We start from the raw sequence: 17,152 nt of genomic DNA, 5'->3' as shown, positions 1-17,152 counted from the left end.
TCTGCCGACTGGCAGCTGCCGGAGATGCCTGGGCATGCAGAGAACTTGAGCCGCTTATGGAACGTCCCTGCGCGTTTCAGGGATGCCTATAGCGCAAGGGATTCAAGCGGTTCGGGCTGCCTGCACCGCAAGGGATTCAGAAGCTTCAGAGCTGCCGGTACCCGTAAGGAGCGTAGGGAAACGAGGGATACGGCTGGCCAAGAGGCTGATGCGCCTGCGGATAGCCGCCTCCCTGATAAGGGCCGGCCTGGTAAGGAGAAGCCGGATAAGGCGCATAAGGAAACGGCGGCGTCCGGTAAACGTACGGCTGCTGCTGGGCATAAGCAGCGGCCTGCGCCCGGTAAGGCTCCGATATCGGCGGCGACCCGTAGCCTTGATAAGGGTTCTGCTCCGGCTCTTCCGCATATGGAGCCTCGAAGCCGCCGTCGGCGCGGGTTTTGCCGCAGCTGTCGAGCGGTCCGATGCCGACCGTTTTCGTAATCGGCGCCACGGCTTCCTTCCACTTGGCTTCGTCGAGGCAATACGTATCCGCGAATACTTTCGGCGGAGTCAGCCGCAGGATGTCCGAGCCCAGAATCACCTCCGGCATCGGGGCGTCGAAGATCGCGACGACATGGGTGTTGTCCTCTGTCGCCTGCTCGTAGTGCCACCATCCCTGAGGCACGTTGGCCACCTGGCCGGGAGTGATCGGAATGTTGTACAGCTTGTTCGTGAACGGATTGATGAACGAGACGGCAATCTTGCCGGAGACGCAGTAGACCAGCTCGGTCGCGTTCTGATGATAGTGCGGCTCGACATAATGGCCCTTGCTCATGAAAATATCGAGGATAGATGCGTTGCCGAGCGTATTCAGCTGCTTGTAGCCGAGAATGTTGATGTAGTTTTTGCTGTTGGTGAAAAACGCGTTGCTTTTATTCACGTCGAAGAAAAACTGCAGATCGGGCGAAGTGTAGTCCATGTAGGAAATGGCCATGCTCATCTTCCCTTCTGTCCGGATGTCTTGAAGCCGTGCTAGTAGAACATATGGACGCCGTCTTTCCATCATGACTAAAACCTATGGGAGGAGCAGGCGGCGCTGCCGCTGGACACACACGGGGACAGACAAGAAAAAAAGCCGGAGCATGCCGCGGATTCCGCGCTGCGCCGACCTTTCCATTTCATGAGGAAGCCGGATTGCCGAACACTTCGAGCTCCCATAGCGAGTAGCCGTACTGCGTGCCGCGAAGCAGGCCGTACACGCGGACATGGCGGGCCTGGATGCCGTTCAGGGCGATCCTCTCGACCCCTCCGTTTCCGGCCGGCTGGGCATATGCATCCGTCCAGTCTCCGTCGCCCGGCGATTCGGCGGAGGAGACCTGGATCCGGTAGCTTTTCGCAAAGGCTCCTTCCCAGTGCAGGACAGCCTCGTCCAGCCGGTACAAGCCGTCGAGGTCGACGGCGATCCACTGGGGATCCGCGGAGTCCGACTCCCAGCGGGTGCCGGAATCCCCGTCCACGGCGTTCGCCGCGGCCTGCTTGGCGGAGGATGCCGATGCCGGCTTGCCTGCGGCGACATTCGGAGCCGATGAAGCCGCCTGGATGACGATTCCCGCCGGAGCATGCCCCGCCGCTTCGACCGTCAGCCGGTACGCTCCGGCCTGAGGGAAGAGCGAGGCCGCCAGCGTCAGCTTGCCCGCCTCCAGTGTCCAGGCGTCCGCCGGAACAGGCGCGCCGTTCACCGCGAGGGCGGAAACCGCCTGCCTCCAAGCCGGATCATCGGCGAAAGCCAGCGTCACCGCTTGACCGGCAAGGCTGCTGCCCTGGATGGAAAAAGCGGGAGCGGCGGCGATTTCCCGCACCGCGATGTCGTCCAGCCATACTGTGTGGGGGCTGGACGGGGTCGCGGCGTCGCCGTCGATGACATTGCCGAGCAGGAATTTCAGCGGGGTCGCGATATCCGCCCCGGGCTTGATTACCGTCCGGTAGACGGCCTGGTCGTCGCCGGTGATCCGGAATACGGACGGCGTCAACGTTTTGCCCGGATCCCATTCCACCGCGATCGGACGGTCCGCATCGGCCCAAGCCCGGAAGCTCAGCTCATAGCTTCGGCCGGCCTTGAGCTGCAAATTCTCCTGAATGAGCTGGGCCGACCAGCTGACAGGAACGTTCCATTGGGGATGGATGCCGCCGTTGTTCAGAATGACCGCTTGGGCAGTTCCCTGCTGGATGGAGAACTCGGAATCCCCGCCGTCTCCCTTCCAGTAGATCCAGCCCGCATCCTTCGCGCTGAACGATCCGTTGGCCAGCAGATTGCCGTCCGCTTCTTTGACCGGCTGCTGTACGGCCGCATCTCCATAACCGGCCGCCTTGACGGTCACAGCCGCCGTCCCGCCTTCGGTTACCGCTCCCGGCAGCAGCTTCAGGACGCCAGGCAGCAGCTCGTACAGACCGGCTTCCAGCAAGCGGCCGTTCACGGCCACGCCCGCAACCGCAGCCCGCCAAGCCGCATCGTCGGCGAAGGTCAGCTCCAGCAAGGCACCGGCCGTATTGCCGGTCTGGTCCGCGATGAGCAGCGGCGGCCGCTTGACCGGAGCATTCGCGACCTCCAGCACGACATTGTCGATCCATACCTGATGAGAGCCCGCCGGCGTTCCCGGCAGCTTGCCGAGCTGGAATTTCAACGCCAGGCTTTCCTTCTCCGAAATCTTCACGTCATAGCTGAAATGCTGCCACTCCGTCGAAAGAGGCAGCGTGCCGGAATCGAAGCGCCGCGTATAGGCTCCATTCTCCAGCGTCGCCAGAATGCCGCGCGCCTCGCTTGCGCGGGCGTCGAACTCGAGACGGTAAGTCAGACCTTTCGAGAAGTTCATGCCGCCCTGGTTGAGCATGACGTTCCAGGCTTCCTGACCGGCATTCGCGATATCGATTCGGGCCGCTCCATGATCGATGGCGAAGGAAGCCTGCGCCCCTTGCTGGAACGGCTCCCAAGCGTCAAAGCCGGCGTCGAAGCCGCCGTTCTTCAGCGGGAACAGATCTACGCCGCTGTAATCGACGTTGCGGTTGGAGGTGCGCACCAGACGCACCGAATCCAGCAGGATGTCGCCCTGGCCGGCTTCCGCCAGGAAGCGGAGCTTGCCGTGCGCATCCGTAACTCCTGCCGGCATCGTGAAGGCAAGCTTGTAGGCGCCCATTCCGCTGCCGAGCTCGAATGCCTGCGAGCCGAAGACGGCGGAGCCGTCGCCGCTGCCTATCGATGCGGTCAAGGAGCGTCCCGCGGCAGAAGCGCGGGCGAGGAAAGTCAGCTCGTAATCGTCGGACTGCAGCAGGTTGAGGCCGCTCTGCTCCAGCGAAACCGGCTTCCCTTCGGATCCATGCATTCTCGCCTCGCGCGCTGCGGCGTCAACCGAGACGGAGCCGGCAGGAGCGGCGGTCCAATAGCCGAGCCGGTCCATCGTGCCGAGATCGAAGCCTCCGTTGTAGACGTGGTTGCCGTCCGCCAGAGGTTCCTTGGCGGCGGAAGGGTCGGCGACGCTGTCGATTTCCTCCAGCTTGACGCCTCCGATCCATACCGCGCTCGCGTTCAAGCCGGCATTGAACTCCAGCCTGGCGGTCGAATCCGTATCGCCGTTCATAAGGAAGCGGTACTCGTAATGCTGCAGGCTCGTTCCGAGTGCGGGCGAGAACTGGTCCGTGTAGACAGCCCAACCATTGTCCTCGTCTCCGCCCATTTTCACGGCGATCGTCCGGTCCGCCGCCGCCTTGGCGTCGAAGCTGAGCTTGTAGGCGTGCCCTTTGACCAAGGTCGCGTACTGGATCAGCTGCAGGGCGTAGTTCTGCACGCCTCCGGAGGAAATGGCGATCTTCGCCATTTTCCTGCCGTCCACCGTCTCGATCGAAGCGCTGCCCGCTCCGCCGTAGTCCGGCGTATGCAGGAAGTTCCAGTACAGAGGATCAAGCGCCGTCCCCGATGCCGCGATGTCCTTCAGGCCATGCTCGAACGTCTCGTCGTAGATCCAGCTGCCGTTCACCGGGAGCTTGGCGTCCGCCGGCACAGGCTCGCGCTCGGCCACCGGCTCCTGCGGGGTGCGATAAGGCCGTCCGTCGATTTCGTAGGCGCGGACATAATCGACTTCCATGCGGGCCGGAAGCGCCGAATCCTCCGGCAGGCGGTTGCCGTCGTAATTGCCGCCGACCGCCATGTTCAGAATAATATAGAACGGCTGGTCGAACGGAGCCGGGAAGGCATACTTGTCCGGCTGCCCCGCTCCTTGGCTGTCCCAGCGGTTCTGGGTCTGGTACACCTTGCCGTCCACGTACCAGCGGATTTCGCCGGGCTCCCACTCCACGCCGTACGTGTGGAAGCCTGTAATGTCCTCCCCTTCCGGGAAGGTGTATGTCTTGCCGGTATAACGGTTGTTCGGCGAAGGCTTTCCGTAATGCAGCGTGCCTCCGACCTCGTTCAATAAGCGTCCGCGCGCCTCCATGATGTCGATCTCTCCCGAGGCGGCCCAGGTGCCGTATACGCTGTCCTTCGGCATGAGCCAGAAGGCGGGCCACAGCCCTTGGCCGGCCGGCAGCTTCATGCGGGCCTCGAACTTGCCGTAGGCTTGGCTGAAGGTCGGGGATGTCCAGATCCGGCCTGAAGTATACGGCTTGCCGTTCACGCTTTCCTTGCGCGCTTCAATGACGAGGCTGCCGTTCTCCACCTTCAGGTTCTCCTTGCGGTAAAACTGCTGCTCGTTGTTCCCCCAGTCGGCAACGCCGTAATCCGAGCCGTTCCCAAGCTGGTATCCCCACTTGGACAGGTCGACTCCGTTCGTATCCGGCTGCGCGGCGTTTCCATCGAACTCGTCCGACCAGGTCAGCATCCACTCCCCGACCTGCTGCCGGACCTGGACGCTCCGGTAGCCCTTCGCTTCCACGTTCACGGTGTATACGCCTTTGCCCGGAAATGCTCCTGCGCCGATTTCCAGCATGCCTGGCGAATCCGCATGATAGCTTCCTGCATCCAAGTAGGTCCCGTTCACGCTCACGGCGGTAATGGCGGCTCTCCACCGGCTGTCCTCTTCAAAAGAAATCACCATGGCGCGCCCGGCCGTGTTGTCGTCGCCGTCCGGCTGCAGCACAGGCGGAGCCTTGAGCTCCGTTCCCGGCGTCGGCGTCGCGCTTGGCGTCGGTGTCGCGCTTGGCGTCGGCGTCCCGCTTGGCGTCGGTGTCGCGCTTGGCGCCGGAGTGCCCGCCCACGGCGCCGGCGTCGTGCTTGGCGTCGCGCTCGGCGCCGCTGTCGCGCCCGTGCCTCCGGGAGCGCCGACGACGCCTGCTTCCACGCCGACCGCCTGGCCCTGCTGCAATGCGCTGCCGTTCAAGCTCGCGCCTCCGGCCTTGGCCGTCAGGCGTCCGATGGAGCCTTGCACGCTCAGCGACGTGCTGCCCGCACGCTCGCCGAGCTCGACCTCGTCCGCCGTGGACCCGCTGCCGATCTCGACTGACGCCGTGCTGTCGACCGACAGCCTGCCGGTCCGGCTGCCGTCCTCAAGCACGACGCGCACCGGGGAGCCGGCCTTGTCGATGACGACCGAGCCGGCGCTGGAATGCTTGAAATGAATGCTGTTGACGCCGCCCCCCTGAACGAGGACCCGTCCTTCCACCGTGACTCCTTCCAAAGCGACATCGCCCTCGCCGACGCCGGGAGCGATATAGAGGTCGCCCTTGATGCGAGAATTTTCAAGGACCGTCTTTCCGGCCCGGACCAGCATATTGCCTTCCGAACCGTTCGTTTGCCTGCCGTCCTCCAGCACCGTCGCAGGAGCCAGCCGGTCCAGCAGCGTGACGGCTTCGGAGCGCGTAATCGGCTTCTGCGGCTTCAGGCTGCCGTCGGCGTATCCTTTCAGATATCCTCCGGCAAGCAGCGCCTCAAGGGCAGGCTTGGCGTAGGCGGCAGCGCCGGCTCCGTCCGAAAAGCCGTCCAGGCTGCTGCCTGTTCCGAGCGGCAGCCTGAACAGCTTGGCCGCCATGGCAGCGGCCTCCTGGCGCGTCACCGGAGCCGACGGACGGAAGCTGCCGTCCGGATAACCCTGCGCGACACCGGCCTTCCCGACTGCCCGCACAGCCTGGGAGTACCAGGAGGCTGCCGCTACGTCGCGGTAAGGCTTGTCCGATTCCGAGCCTGCGTCGTCCAGACCGAACAGCCTGGCCATCAGTTGGGCAAGCTCGGCGCGCGTAACCGCCGCATCGGGCTTGCAGGCTCCGCCCGGATAACCGCTGGCCAGACCTGATGCCACCCATTTCTCCATGACCGGGCTTGAGCAGCCCGCTTGCGTTTCCTTGGCGGCCGGAGCCGCTCCGTAGACCGGAACGGCTCCCCCGGCGATCAGCAGCGCACCGAGCAGCGCCGCAACGGATTTTGCTTTTCCCAATGACTTCCCCTCCTGATTGGCACCGCTTACATTACTGAATCCTCCTAATAATAGCGAATGCCAAGGATGGATAATATCCCCCTAATTTCGGGTGGGGTTACTGAAATTCGGTTAGCCCTCTGCTACAGCAGCCATACGGACACATACGGACGCATACGGACGCAAAAAAGAACGGCTAGTCCAGCCAGCCGTTCTTCTCCGCGATCGCGCAGGCGTCGATCCGGTTCCGGGCATCCAGCTTCTGGATCGCCTCCGACAAGTAGTTGCGCACCGTGCCCGCCGACAGGAACAGCCTCCCGGCGATGTCGCCGGCCGACAGCCCTTCTCCGGCGAGCTTCAAAATTTCCCGCTCCCGCTCGTTGAGCGGATTTTCCGCCTCCCAGAACGAGAGCGCCAGCTCCGGGCTCACCGCCCGGCCTCCGGCATGGACGTTGCGCAGCGCTGCCGCCAGCTCGCTGACCGGCGAATCCTTCAGCAGGAAGCCGCGCGCGCCGGCCTTCATGGCCCGCTGGAAGTACCCCGAACGCGAGAACGTCGTCAGGATGACGACTTTGCAGGGATGCTTGCTTTCCTTCAGCTTCTCCGCCACATCCAGTCCCGTCATAAGCGGCATCTCGATGTCCAGCACGCACAGATCCGGATTCAGAGCCTGGATGATCTCCCATGCCTGCAGGCCGTCCGCCGCCTGCCCCGCCACCTCGATATCGTCTTCCATGCCGAGCAGAGCCGCCATCGCGCCTCTCAGCATGCCCTGATCCTCCGCCAGCACGACCTTCATCGCTTCACGGCTCCCTTCGATACAAGCGGCACCGCCAGCACCAGCTCCGTTCCTTTACCCGGAGCGGAGCTTACCGCCAGGCTGCCCCCGATCAGCTTCAGCCTTTCCTTCATGCTCTCCAGCCCGCTGCCCGTGCCGGGTCCGTCCGCCGCGCATTCGGCCATGCCTCTGCCGTTGTCCCGGACAGACAGCTCCATCCGGTCCGGAACGGCCGACCAGCGTATCTCAAGCTCGGAAGCCTTGCTATGCTTGACCGCGTTCGTGACCGCCTCCCGCAGGCACATGCCGAGGATATTGTCCGCAAGCGCGGGCACGGTCCCCTCGGGCGGCATGCTCCCTGCGTTCAGCGCGATGCCCGCCGCCGCCAGAATCTGCCGCGCATGGAGCAGCTCATCCCGGAGCGTCGCGCCGTTCATCCCCGACACCAGCTCGCGGACCTGCTTCAAGGCCGCCCGCGAGGCGGCCTGAATATCGCGGGCTTCCTGCTCGGCCCGCGCCGGGTCTCCCCGCACGAGCCGCTCGGCCAGCTCGCCCTTCAGCGTAATGAGCGACAGCGTATGGCCCAGCGTATCGTGAAGGTCTCTCGAGATGCGCTGCCTCTCTTCGTTTTTGGACAAGCGGGCGATCTCCTCCTCGGCCATGGTCAAGCGGCTCCGCAGCTCGCGCGACCTCATCCCTATCCGGATGCCGAGCGGCATGACGAGCATGATGATCAGCGCAGGAACGAGCTGCAGCAGATCTCCGCCTTGAATCTCATCTCTCTGCAGCCATGCCGTCGCCGCGAACAGGAGCGCCATGCCGGATAATCCGGCCGCCGCCTGCCGACCCGACTTAAGGAAGCCGATGATCGGGGACGGAAAAAACGCCATGTACAAAAAGTTGATGCTGAGCTTCGTGCTGAAATAAACGATGATCGCCTGCTGCAACAAAATGCCTGCGAAACGATGCCTCGGCTTGAGGAAGCTGTAGACATACACGGCGCTGAACGCGCCGAGCAGCCCGAACGAAGCCGCCTGCTCCCCGGCGGACAGCTGCAGGATGCTGGCGACCGGGAAGGTCAGGTAAACCAGCCAGACGAGGGGAAAATAAATAGGCGGACCCGAGCGGGGCCGCCTGCCTTTTGGGGCCATCCTACACCGCTTCCTGTTTTTTCATGATATAAGCGGATACTACCATAAACAGAATCATATAAACAGCCAGCACGCCGATCCCGCTCCAATCGACCGGCTGCCCGCCGATGAGCGCCCACGGCCCTTGGCCCATCCGGTACGTCGGCGAGAACTTGGCGATCGTCTGCATGATCTGCGGCATCGCGGAGGTCGGCATCCATAAGCCTCCGACGATGGAGAGGGACATATAGAGAATCGTCGCCAGCACCTGCACGACGTCGCTGTTCCTCATCGTGCCGAGCAGCATGCCGAGCGCCATGAAGGCGAACCCGCCTGCCCAGATCCATAGGCCGGCCTCGATCCAGACGGACGCCGGCAGATCGATCGACTTGCTCAGGCCGCCCGTCAGGAACAGGACGAGAATAAGCCCGATATTGACGGCGCCTTGAGCGGCGGCCTTGGATAGGACGTAGGCGCCGGAAGGCAGCGGAGTCATGCGGAGCAGCCGGATCCAGCCTTGGGCTCGTTCCTTGGACACCCGCTGGGAGAAGGTGACCAGGCTCGCCCCGACGACGCCGTAGGAGGTCATCGACATCAGATAATACGCCGCCCAGTTGTGTATCCCGCCCCCGTCCATCGTGCCGGTGAAGATGAAAAAGAAAGCGGTCGGCATCAAAATCGAGAAAAAGACGAAGCGGCGGTTGCGGACTGTGCGGAGCATTTCGGCGCGGCACTGCGCCCAAGTCGCTCTATAGGCTTGGCTCATCGGGAATCTCTCCTTGGGATTGGGTTAAAAAAGCAGCGTCCAGCCGTTTCGCGGCCTCGCCTCCATGATGGCCGCAGGGAATCGCCCCGCCGCGTCACTGGGCTTTCTTCAGCAGGTTCTGGAACGCTTCGTCCAGCCCTCCGCTTTGGATCTCGATGTCCCGCATCGGCATTTTCCTCTCCAGCAGGACGCCGATCAGCCGGTCCGTGTCCGTGCTGTACAGCCTCACCCGGCTGCCCTTCCAGTCGATATCCGCCACTCCGGGAACGGCGAGCAGCATGTCGCGCGTCAGCGCTTCCCCCGCCGTGAACGATATCGAGCGGCCCGTCGCGGAGGCTTTGATGCTGCTCGGCGTACCGTCGGCGATAAGCCTCCCTTGGCTGATGACCGCCGCCCGGTCGGCGATCTGATCCGCCTCCTCCAGGTAATGCGTCGTCATCAGGACGGTTTTGCCCTTGCCGGCCATCGCCCGGACCGTATCCCAGAACAGCGCGCGCGCCGTGACGTCCATGCCGACCGTCGGCTCGTCGAGGAAGAGCACCTCGGGGTCGCCTGCCGCAGCCAGCGCGAAGCCGAGCCTGCGCTGCTGTCCTCCCGACAGCGACGCCGCCAGCTTGCCCCGCTCCGCGCCGAGGCCGGAAATCGCCAGCAGCCGCTCCAGCGGGAGAGGCCGGCTGTAGTAGCTGCGGAACAGGTCGATCGTCTCTCCGACCTTGAGGTCATCGATGACGCTCGTGTCCTGCAGCATCGCCCCGATCCGGCTTCGCACCGCCCGGTCGTGCGGATCTCCGCCGAGCAGCTTCACCGTGCCGCTCGTCGGCTTCATCAAGCCGAGAATCATCGAGACCGTTGTTGTCTTGCCGGCTCCGTTCGGTCCGAGCAGCGCCGTTACGCTTCCTTTCTCGATCGTCAGGCTGAGGCGGTCGACGGCTTTTTTATCTTTGAACTGCTTCGTCACGTTATCGATCTGGATGGCAGGCTCATGCTTCATTCGTTCCACTCCCGTTCGGCCTCGCTCGGCCGTGCTCGACTTCCTGCTCTCAGCTTAAGGGAAGCGGGAGCGGACTTGAATTCAAACGTATCATCTGTTTCGCATGACAGTTGTCATACGTCGGATAAGCTCACGAGGCCGGCCTCGCCGGGCTTGGCGGCACGGCTCCTTGACTTTAGCCCGTTTATTTTCAGGAAAATTCAATTAAAAGAAAACTTGACCTGAATTGGAATCGGATTGCACATACAATGGATGCGGAGGTCAATCAAGCCTGCCCGGCCTCGAATTTTTTTCATCCGAAAAGGTGGTTGATACCATGAGCATTCCATCCGCGGCGGAGTCTCCTCCGAGCCTTTTCCGCAACCGATTCCTGCAGACGATCCTGCTATCCAGCATGCTTCTGCAGATCGGCATCTGGGTGCGGAACTTCGCGATCCTCCTCTTTGTCGCCGAGAAAACGAACAACGATCCGTACGCCATATCGCTTATCAGCGTAGCCGAATTCGCACCCATATTCGTCTTCTCGTTCATCGGCGGAACGTTCGCCGACCGCTGGCCGCCCAAACGGACGATGGTCTGGTGCGATCTGCTGTCCGCCGTTTCCGTGTTCGTCGTCCTGCTGGCCATCCATTTCGGCTCTTGGGAGTCGGTGTACCTCGTCGCCTTCATCTCCGCCATCCTGTCGCAGTTCTCCCAGCCGTCCGGAATGAGGCTGTTCAAGCAGCATGTGCCGGAAACGCAGATGCAGCAGGGCATGGCTCTGTTCCAATCGCTGCAGGCGACGTTCATGGTGCTGGGACCCATGCTCGGCACGTTCGTCTACAGCCGCTTCGGTCTGGAGACTTCGGTCGCCATCATGGGCGTCGCCTTCCTGCTCTCGGCGCTCGTCCTCGTCCGGCTGCCCAAAGATCTCCCGCAGCCGCGGGCGGCGGCAACGAAGGGGCAATTCCTCCGGGAGCTGGCGGAAGGGTTCCGGTACGTCTGGCAGAGCCAGGTGCTCCGCATGCTCGGCGCGGCCTTCATTCTGGCCGGGCTCGCGGTCGGCATCGCCCAGGCGCTCAACCTGTTCATCGTGACGGAGAGGCTAGGCCGGGACAAAGAATTCCTCCAATACCTCCTCATGGTGAGCGGCGTAGCCATGCTGATCGGGGGCGGGATCGTGGCGACATTCGCCAAGCGCGTCTCTCCCCAGCTGCTGCTGGCGACCGGCATGCTCGTCGGAGCCGTATGCACGGTCATCGTCGGCTTCTCGACGAGCGTGACGCTCACGCTCGTCACCCAGTTCGTCAACGGACTCGTGTTCCCGTGCATCCACATCGGCATCAGCACGATGATTCTGAAATGGTCGCATCCATCGATCGTCGGCCGGGTGAACGGCGTGCTGAATCCGATGTTCATCGGCATGATGGTCATCTCCATGTCCGTCGCCGGGGTGCTCAAGAGCGCATTCCCGCTCGTAGCCATCTACAGCGGCTCGGGGCTGCTGTTCCTGCTCGGCGCGATGGTCATGATGCCGATCCTGAATCATCGAGCTCCCGAACAGGCGCAGGCCGTCTCCTAGAGGGTCGAGGAATGCCGAAAAGCCGCCCCCCAAGGGGACGGCTTTTTTTGACGTCTTCTTCCGCTCTTCCATCGGCGCAACGAAAAAGCCCCCGGACGCCTCTTCGCTTGAAGAGTGTCCGAGGGGCTTCCCTGTGTCTCCGATAACGAAACCTCGTTGTCCGTTCTCTTTTACAGCTCCATCGTCCAGCCGAACGGATCTTCCTTCTCGCCGCGCTGCAGTCCGGTGACCTCGTCGTACAGACGCTGGGACAGTTCGCCCGTCTTGCCGCCGTTGACCGGCATCGCCTCGCCCTGCCAGTACAGCTCGCCGATCGGCGAGATGACAGCGGCGGTGCCCGTGCCGAACGCCTCCTTCAGTGTGCCGTCATGGTAGGCGTCCGCAACCTCCTGCATGGAAAGCTGGCGCTCCTCCACGTCGTAGCCCCAGTGCTTCAGCAACGTAATGACGGAGTCGCGCGTAATGCCGTGCAGGATGCTGCCGTTCAGCGCCGGCGTCACGACCTTGTCTCCGATGACGAAGAACACGTTCATGCTGCCGACTTCCTCGATGTATTTGCGGTGCACGCCGTCGAGCCAGAGCACCTGCGAGTAGCCCTTGGCCATCGCTTCCTCCTGCGCCTGCAGGCCGGCCGCGTAGTTGCCCGCCGTCTTGGCTTCGCCGACGCCGCCAGGCACCGCGCGGACGTAGCTGGATTCCACGTAGATGGAGACGGGATTCACGCCCTCTGCGTAGTAAGCGCCGACCGGCGAGAGGATGATCATGAATTTGTACTGATGGGAAGGAGCGACGCCAAGCGTCGGCTGCGTCGCGATGACGAACGGACGCACGTACAGGGAAGTTCCTTCCTCCGACGGCACCCAGTCGCGCTCGGCCTGGATCAGCTGGCGCAGCGCCTCCAGCACGAGCTCCTCGTCGAGCTGCGGAATGCTGAGGCGGGCGTTGGACAGGTTCATCCGCTTGATGTTGCTGCGGGGACGGAACAGCAGGACGCGGCCGTCAGCGGTCAGGTACGCCTTGAGCCCTTCGAAGATCGTCTGGCCGTAGTGGAACACCTTGGCCGCCGGATCCAGCGAGATCGGCTGGTAAGGAACGATGCGGCCGTCATGCCAGCCCTGCCCTTTGTCATAGTCCAGAATAAACATATGGTCCGTGAAGCGGGTGCCGAATACCGAGCCCTGAAGCGATTCCTTCGTTCTCGGGGAAGCCGTGCGCTCATGCTTGAATTCGTATGCCATTACTCTTAACTTCCTCTCTCCGGGAGTCTGCCCGCCGGGGGCGTCCCGTTCATTCTTCTACTAGTCATCCTACCACTTGATCCCCTATAGTTAAAGGATCGGTTTCATTCAGCTTCCCATACCTTCCAGGTATGGATGCCGCTGAGCGCCCGCTCGCGGCCTTTCTTCCATTGTTCCCCAACTAGGAGGATTTCGATATGGATATGCGCCAGCTGAATTATTTCGCGACGATCGCCCGGGAAGGCCAGATTACGCGGGCCGCCCGCGCCCTGCATATGGAGCAGCCGCCGCTCAGCCGCCAGCTCAGGCAGATGGAGGAGGAGCTCGGCGTCAGGCTGTTCGACCGCACCGGCCGCAGCCTGAGGCTTACCGCCGCCGGCAAGCTGCTGCTCGAAAGGGCGGAGCGGCTCATGCGGGAATTCTCCGATGCGCTCCAGCAGGTGCGCGAGCAAGGAGAGGGCATCCGCGGCGTGCTGTCCGTCGGAGCCGTCGTTTCCTGCATCTCCCTGCTGCCGGAGCCGATCCGGCAGTTCCATGCCCGCTATCCCGAGGTGACGTTCAAGGTTCATGAAGGCGACCACTTCTCGCTCGGACAGGAGCTCGACGCGGGAGAGATCGAGCTGATCGTCACCCGGCTGCCGTTCGAGTTCGACGCCGATCCGTCCGCTTATCAGATCGCCTATCTGCCCTCCGATCCGTTCGCCGCCATTTTGCCGTCCGGCTGGCCGCTCGCGCGTCCCGGTCCGATTACGCTCGCCGAGCTTGCCAAGCATCCTTTTCTCACTTTGAAGACCGAGCGGACAACCGCCATGCATGAAAAGCTGCTGCAGGAATTCCGCCGCGCCGGCTGCGAGCCGCATGTCCTGTGCGAATGCTCCAGCGTCGCCGTCATTCTGGCCCTCGTCTCGGAAGGCATCGGAGCGACCGTCCTGCCGCGCTCCGTGCTGTCCTCGTTCCAGATGGCCGGGATCGAGCTGCGCGAGCTCGACGGCGAGAGCTTCCACTCCGAGGTCGGCATCGTCTGGCGGCGGGACCGCTACCTGTCCAAGAGCTCCGAGCGCTTCATCGAGACGCTGGTATCCGAAACGCAGGACGCCGCGGACAGCGGCTGACGCCCCCTTCGGCCCCAAGCCGCGCTACCCTCTCTTCATAAAAAAAACGCAAGCGCCGGGATCAGAATCTGATCGCCTCGCTTGCGTTTATTCTTTTAAACCGCTGCCCGAAATCCGAGCTCCTGCTTGCTCAGGCAGCCTGCTGGGCAGCCAGCTTCACCAGCAGCGCCGCGGCTTGAGCGCGCGACACCGGCTCCGCCGGAGCGAACCGGCTGCCGCCGACGCCGCCCATCAGTCCGGCTTGCTGCAGCGCAGCGACCGAAGGGCGGGCCCAGACCGGAATGCCGGCCAGATCCAGATAGCTCGGCTTCTCGCCGGCGACCGTCTTGAGTCCGGCCGCTTTGGCGGCGATTACGGCAAGCTCCGCACGGCTGATCGGACGATCCGGACGGAAGCTGCCGTCCTCGTAGCCGCCGATCCAGCCGGAGGAAGCGGCTCCCGCGACAGCGCCGCGCGCCCAGGCCGGGATGCTCGAAGCATCCTTGAAAGCGGACGGGCTGCCGGATTCCGGCAGCTTCATCGCCCGCGAGAGCAGCACGGCAAGCTCCGCACGGCTGACCGAGCGTTCGGGACGGAAGCTTCCGTCCTCATAACCTTGAGCGATGCCAAGCTCCATCGCCCGGGAGATGCTGGCATAAGCCCAATGGGTCGCTGGAACGTCCTTCGCCGGTGCAGGCGTCATGCTCGGCGCCGGTGTCGGCGTCGGGCTTGCACTCGGCGCTGCGCTTGGCGTCGGGCTTGCGCTCGGACTTGCGCTCGGCGACGGACTTGCGCTCGGGGTCCAGACCGGACCCGTTGTCGGACTCGGGGTTGGCGCCGGGCTCGTCGATGGACTTGCCGACGGACTTGCGCTCGGGCTTTCCGATGGGCTTGCGCTTGGCGTCGGGCTTGCCGACGGGCTTGCGCTCGGACTTGCCGACGGGCTTGCGCTTGGCGTCGGGCTCGCCGACGGGCTTGCGCTTGGCTGAACGGCTTCATTCGGCTTCACCGCAACCGCGGCCGAATTGCCGCGGCCGCCGGTCGCACGGATAGCCAGCTCATATTGGCCTTTTGGATCGGCATTTTCCAGTACATAGACGTAGCTCGTCTTGCCGGCTTCATGGTTCACCGTAGCATTCCAGTTCGCGCCAAGCGCGTCCTTCTGCTCATAAATCCGGTAAGCCGCGGGAGCCGCGCCGGCCGGAGCCGTCCATTCCAGCTGCAGCTTGCCGTCGGCATTGACGGACCACGCCGCATGCTGCACCGGTGCGGGAGCGGCATCCGTACGCTTGATTCCATAGGCATCGTACGCATCCGTGCTGCCTGCCTCCGTCGTCGTGTAGGCCTGGAAGCTGATTTCATCCTCCGTCACCCGCACGCCGGTGAACATTTCCTTGCCGGGCTGATCATACTTGGCGGCATAAGGGAACGTCGTTCCCGTTTTCACGTTGTAGCGCTTGTCGCCTGCCGCGTTCGTGATGAGGTAGAGCGTGCCCTTCGGATCGACGACCTGTCCGCCGGCATCCGGCACGATGTCGGTCTGAGGCACGTTGTTCAGCATCTGATAGCTGCGCGCATACGTATGGTCATGGCCGCCGAGCACGAGATCGACGCCCATCTCGTCGAACGCCTTCGTCAGGTCCTGGCGGAAGCTCAGGACATCGGAGTCGCTGGAGTGGTTGGCCACCGAATACATCGATTTGTGGAGCAGGACGATCTTCCATTTCTTGTCCGTGCGGGCCGCTTCGCTCTTCAGCCATTGCACCTGATTGCGGTAAATCTGCTTCTGCTCCTCGGTGCTGCTGACGAGCGAATATTCCGTATTGACGACCATGAAGTGCGCCGGGCCGTAGTCGAAGGAATACACGGAGCCGTCCGGCTTGGCGCCCGTCTGCGACACGTTCGGAAGATTGAAATGCTGCGCGTAGTCATTGTAGTTCTTGGATTCATGGTTGCCGACGAGCGGCACCAGCGGCCGGCTCATCAGAAGCTCCTTGGGCTTGTTGAAGAACCAGCTCCACTGCTCCTCGAGATCCCCGTTGTCGACCAGATCGCCCGTATTGGCGATGAAGGCCGATTGCGGGAAGCGCGCGATTCCTTCCTGAAGCGTATGCGCCCAAGTGGCGAAGTCCGCCTCCGTCGTTCCCTGCGAATCCGTCGTGTAGAGGAATGTGAAGCCTTCCGGCTGCGCCGCTTCCGTACGGAAGGAGCCTGCCGGGCTCCAATGGCCGTCCTCGCCGTCGCCGACGCGATAGACATAGTCCGTGCCCGGCTTCAGGCCGGCGGCCTTCGCCTTATGGCTGATGTACGCCGTCTTTTTGGCGGCAGTCTTGTCCGCCTTGGTCTGGAACGTCTCGATCCGCTCCGACGTCCCCTCGAACGTCGCCGCCTTGTCCGCCGGGAATTCCGTCCCTGCGCCAGCGGCAGCCTTCTCGGCGACCTGCAGCTTCGTGCCGGGGTAGTTCTCGTACGTGTACCAGGCTACGCCCAGCTCCGTGCGCGGATCGCCGTTGAATGTCAGCGCTACCGACTGGGGCAGCGGCGACTTGGACGGCTCGACCGGCGGCTGCGCCGGCGATTTGTACGCCGTCAGCTCCATGTCGAAGTACAGGTCCGAGCTGCTCTTGCTCTGCTGATGCACCTCGACGGCGATCTGATTCGCGCCTTCCTTGACGACGCCCGCCAGCTTGTCCGTCAGATCGACGTCATCGAAGAACAGCGGTGCCGCCTTGCCCTCCACCGACAGCGTCGTGTAGCTGATCGGCCCCTCCGGCATATTGTAGCGGGCGATTTCCGCACCGTTGACATAGAGCACCATGCCGTCGTCGACGCCGAAGCTGCCGACGAACCGCTTGTAGTCCGCCGCTCCGCTGATTTGAATCGTTTTGCGGAAATAGGTCGTCAAGTATTTGTTGCTGCTGTTGCCGCCGTATCCGATCGTCGTCGCGATGCCGCCGAACTTCGATGTTGCCGTCTCGGCGCGCACGGGATACCCGAGCGGCGCGGCGCCGCTGGTCCAGGCCGTATCGTCGTACACGTTCCTCCAGACGCTTCCTTGATCGGAAGGAGTCTCCAGATACTTCCAGGAGCTGTTTCCTTCCACGAGCTTGACCGGCGTTTCCTCGACCGCCGCCTGCGCTTCCCGAGCGCCCGGCAGCGAGATGCCGACAGCGAGCGCGGCGGAGAGCACAATGCCGACACTTTTTCGTAACCATGGTTTCAT

10 protein-coding genes are annotated in these 17,152 nt (G+C 63.2%); 2 read left to right on the top strand and 8 right to left on the bottom strand.

All coding sequences use genetic code 11. From position 1 onward, the window contains the following. Positions 1-145: 145 nt before the first annotated feature. The 6 genes from VE23_RS26035 to VE23_RS18790 all read right to left on the bottom strand — a co-directional run bounded on the left by VE23_RS26035 (position 146) and on the right by VE23_RS18790 (position 10,039). The gene (locus VE23_RS26035; RefSeq protein ID WP_084781586.1) at positions 146-973 is read right to left on the bottom strand and encodes a cupin domain-containing protein; all 828 of its coding nucleotides are present in this window, start codon (positions 971-973) and stop codon (positions 146-148) included. Positions 974-1,157: 184 nt separating this feature from the next. Continuing rightward, positions 1,158-6,395 carry a hemoblobin-interacting domain-containing protein gene (locus VE23_RS18810; RefSeq protein WP_049868794.1) on the bottom strand — a complete coding sequence of 1,746 codons (5,238 nt, stop codon included), beginning with the start codon at positions 6,393-6,395 and terminating at the stop codon, positions 1,158-1,160. A 175-nt stretch (positions 6,396-6,570) separates the two neighbouring features. Next, a complete protein-coding gene (locus VE23_RS18805; protein ID WP_049868793.1) occupies positions 6,571-7,173 on the bottom strand; it encodes a response regulator transcription factor in 603 nt (200 codons plus the stop codon). Beyond that, positions 7,170-8,303, bottom strand: coding sequence for a sensor histidine kinase (locus VE23_RS18800; protein ID WP_049868792.1), 1,134 nt, complete (start codon positions 8,301-8,303; stop codon positions 7,170-7,172). Before VE23_RS18800 ends, VE23_RS18805 begins: the two co-directional genes overlap by 4 nt. A gap of 1 nt (position 8,304) precedes the next feature. Next, positions 8,305-9,048, bottom strand: a complete 744-nt coding sequence (locus VE23_RS18795) for an ABC transporter permease (protein WP_049868791.1) — start codon at positions 9,046-9,048, stop codon at positions 8,305-8,307. A 94-nt stretch (positions 9,049-9,142) separates the two neighbouring features. Continuing rightward, positions 9,143-10,039, bottom strand: a complete 897-nt coding sequence (locus tag VE23_RS18790) for an ABC transporter ATP-binding protein (RefSeq protein ID WP_049868790.1) — start codon at positions 10,037-10,039, stop codon at positions 9,143-9,145. Between the two features lie 316 nt (positions 10,040-10,355). Here VE23_RS18790 and VE23_RS18785 point away from each other — a divergent pair, with 316 nt between their 5' ends. Further along, positions 10,356-11,600, top strand: coding sequence for an MFS transporter (locus VE23_RS18785; RefSeq protein WP_048745479.1), 1,245 nt, complete (start codon positions 10,356-10,358; stop codon positions 11,598-11,600). Between the two features lie 170 nt (positions 11,601-11,770). On the opposite strand, the gene VE23_RS18780 is transcribed toward VE23_RS18785, so the two are convergent. Then, positions 11,771-12,838, bottom strand: a complete 1,068-nt coding sequence (locus VE23_RS18780) for a branched-chain amino acid aminotransferase (RefSeq protein ID WP_049868789.1) — start codon at positions 12,836-12,838, stop codon at positions 11,771-11,773. A 197-nt stretch (positions 12,839-13,035) separates the two neighbouring features. On the opposite strand from VE23_RS18780, the gene VE23_RS18775 reads away from it, so the two are divergent. Further along, entirely contained in the window at positions 13,036-13,950 is a 915-nt protein-coding gene (locus VE23_RS18775) for a LysR family transcriptional regulator (protein ID WP_049868788.1), read from the top strand. 130 nt (positions 13,951-14,080) lie between these two features. On the opposite strand, the gene VE23_RS18770 is transcribed toward VE23_RS18775, so the two are convergent. After that, positions 14,081-17,152, bottom strand: coding sequence for an S-layer homology domain-containing protein (locus VE23_RS18770; RefSeq protein WP_157053996.1), 3,072 nt, complete (start codon positions 17,150-17,152; stop codon positions 14,081-14,083).

Source organism: Paenibacillus sp. D9 (assembly GCF_001188365.1).
Lineage (GTDB): Bacteria > Bacillota > Bacilli > Paenibacillales > Paenibacillaceae > Paenibacillus_O > Paenibacillus_O humicus.
The sequence above is the reverse complement of the archived record's forward strand: the minus strand, read 5'-3'. Positions and strand labels throughout refer to the sequence as shown.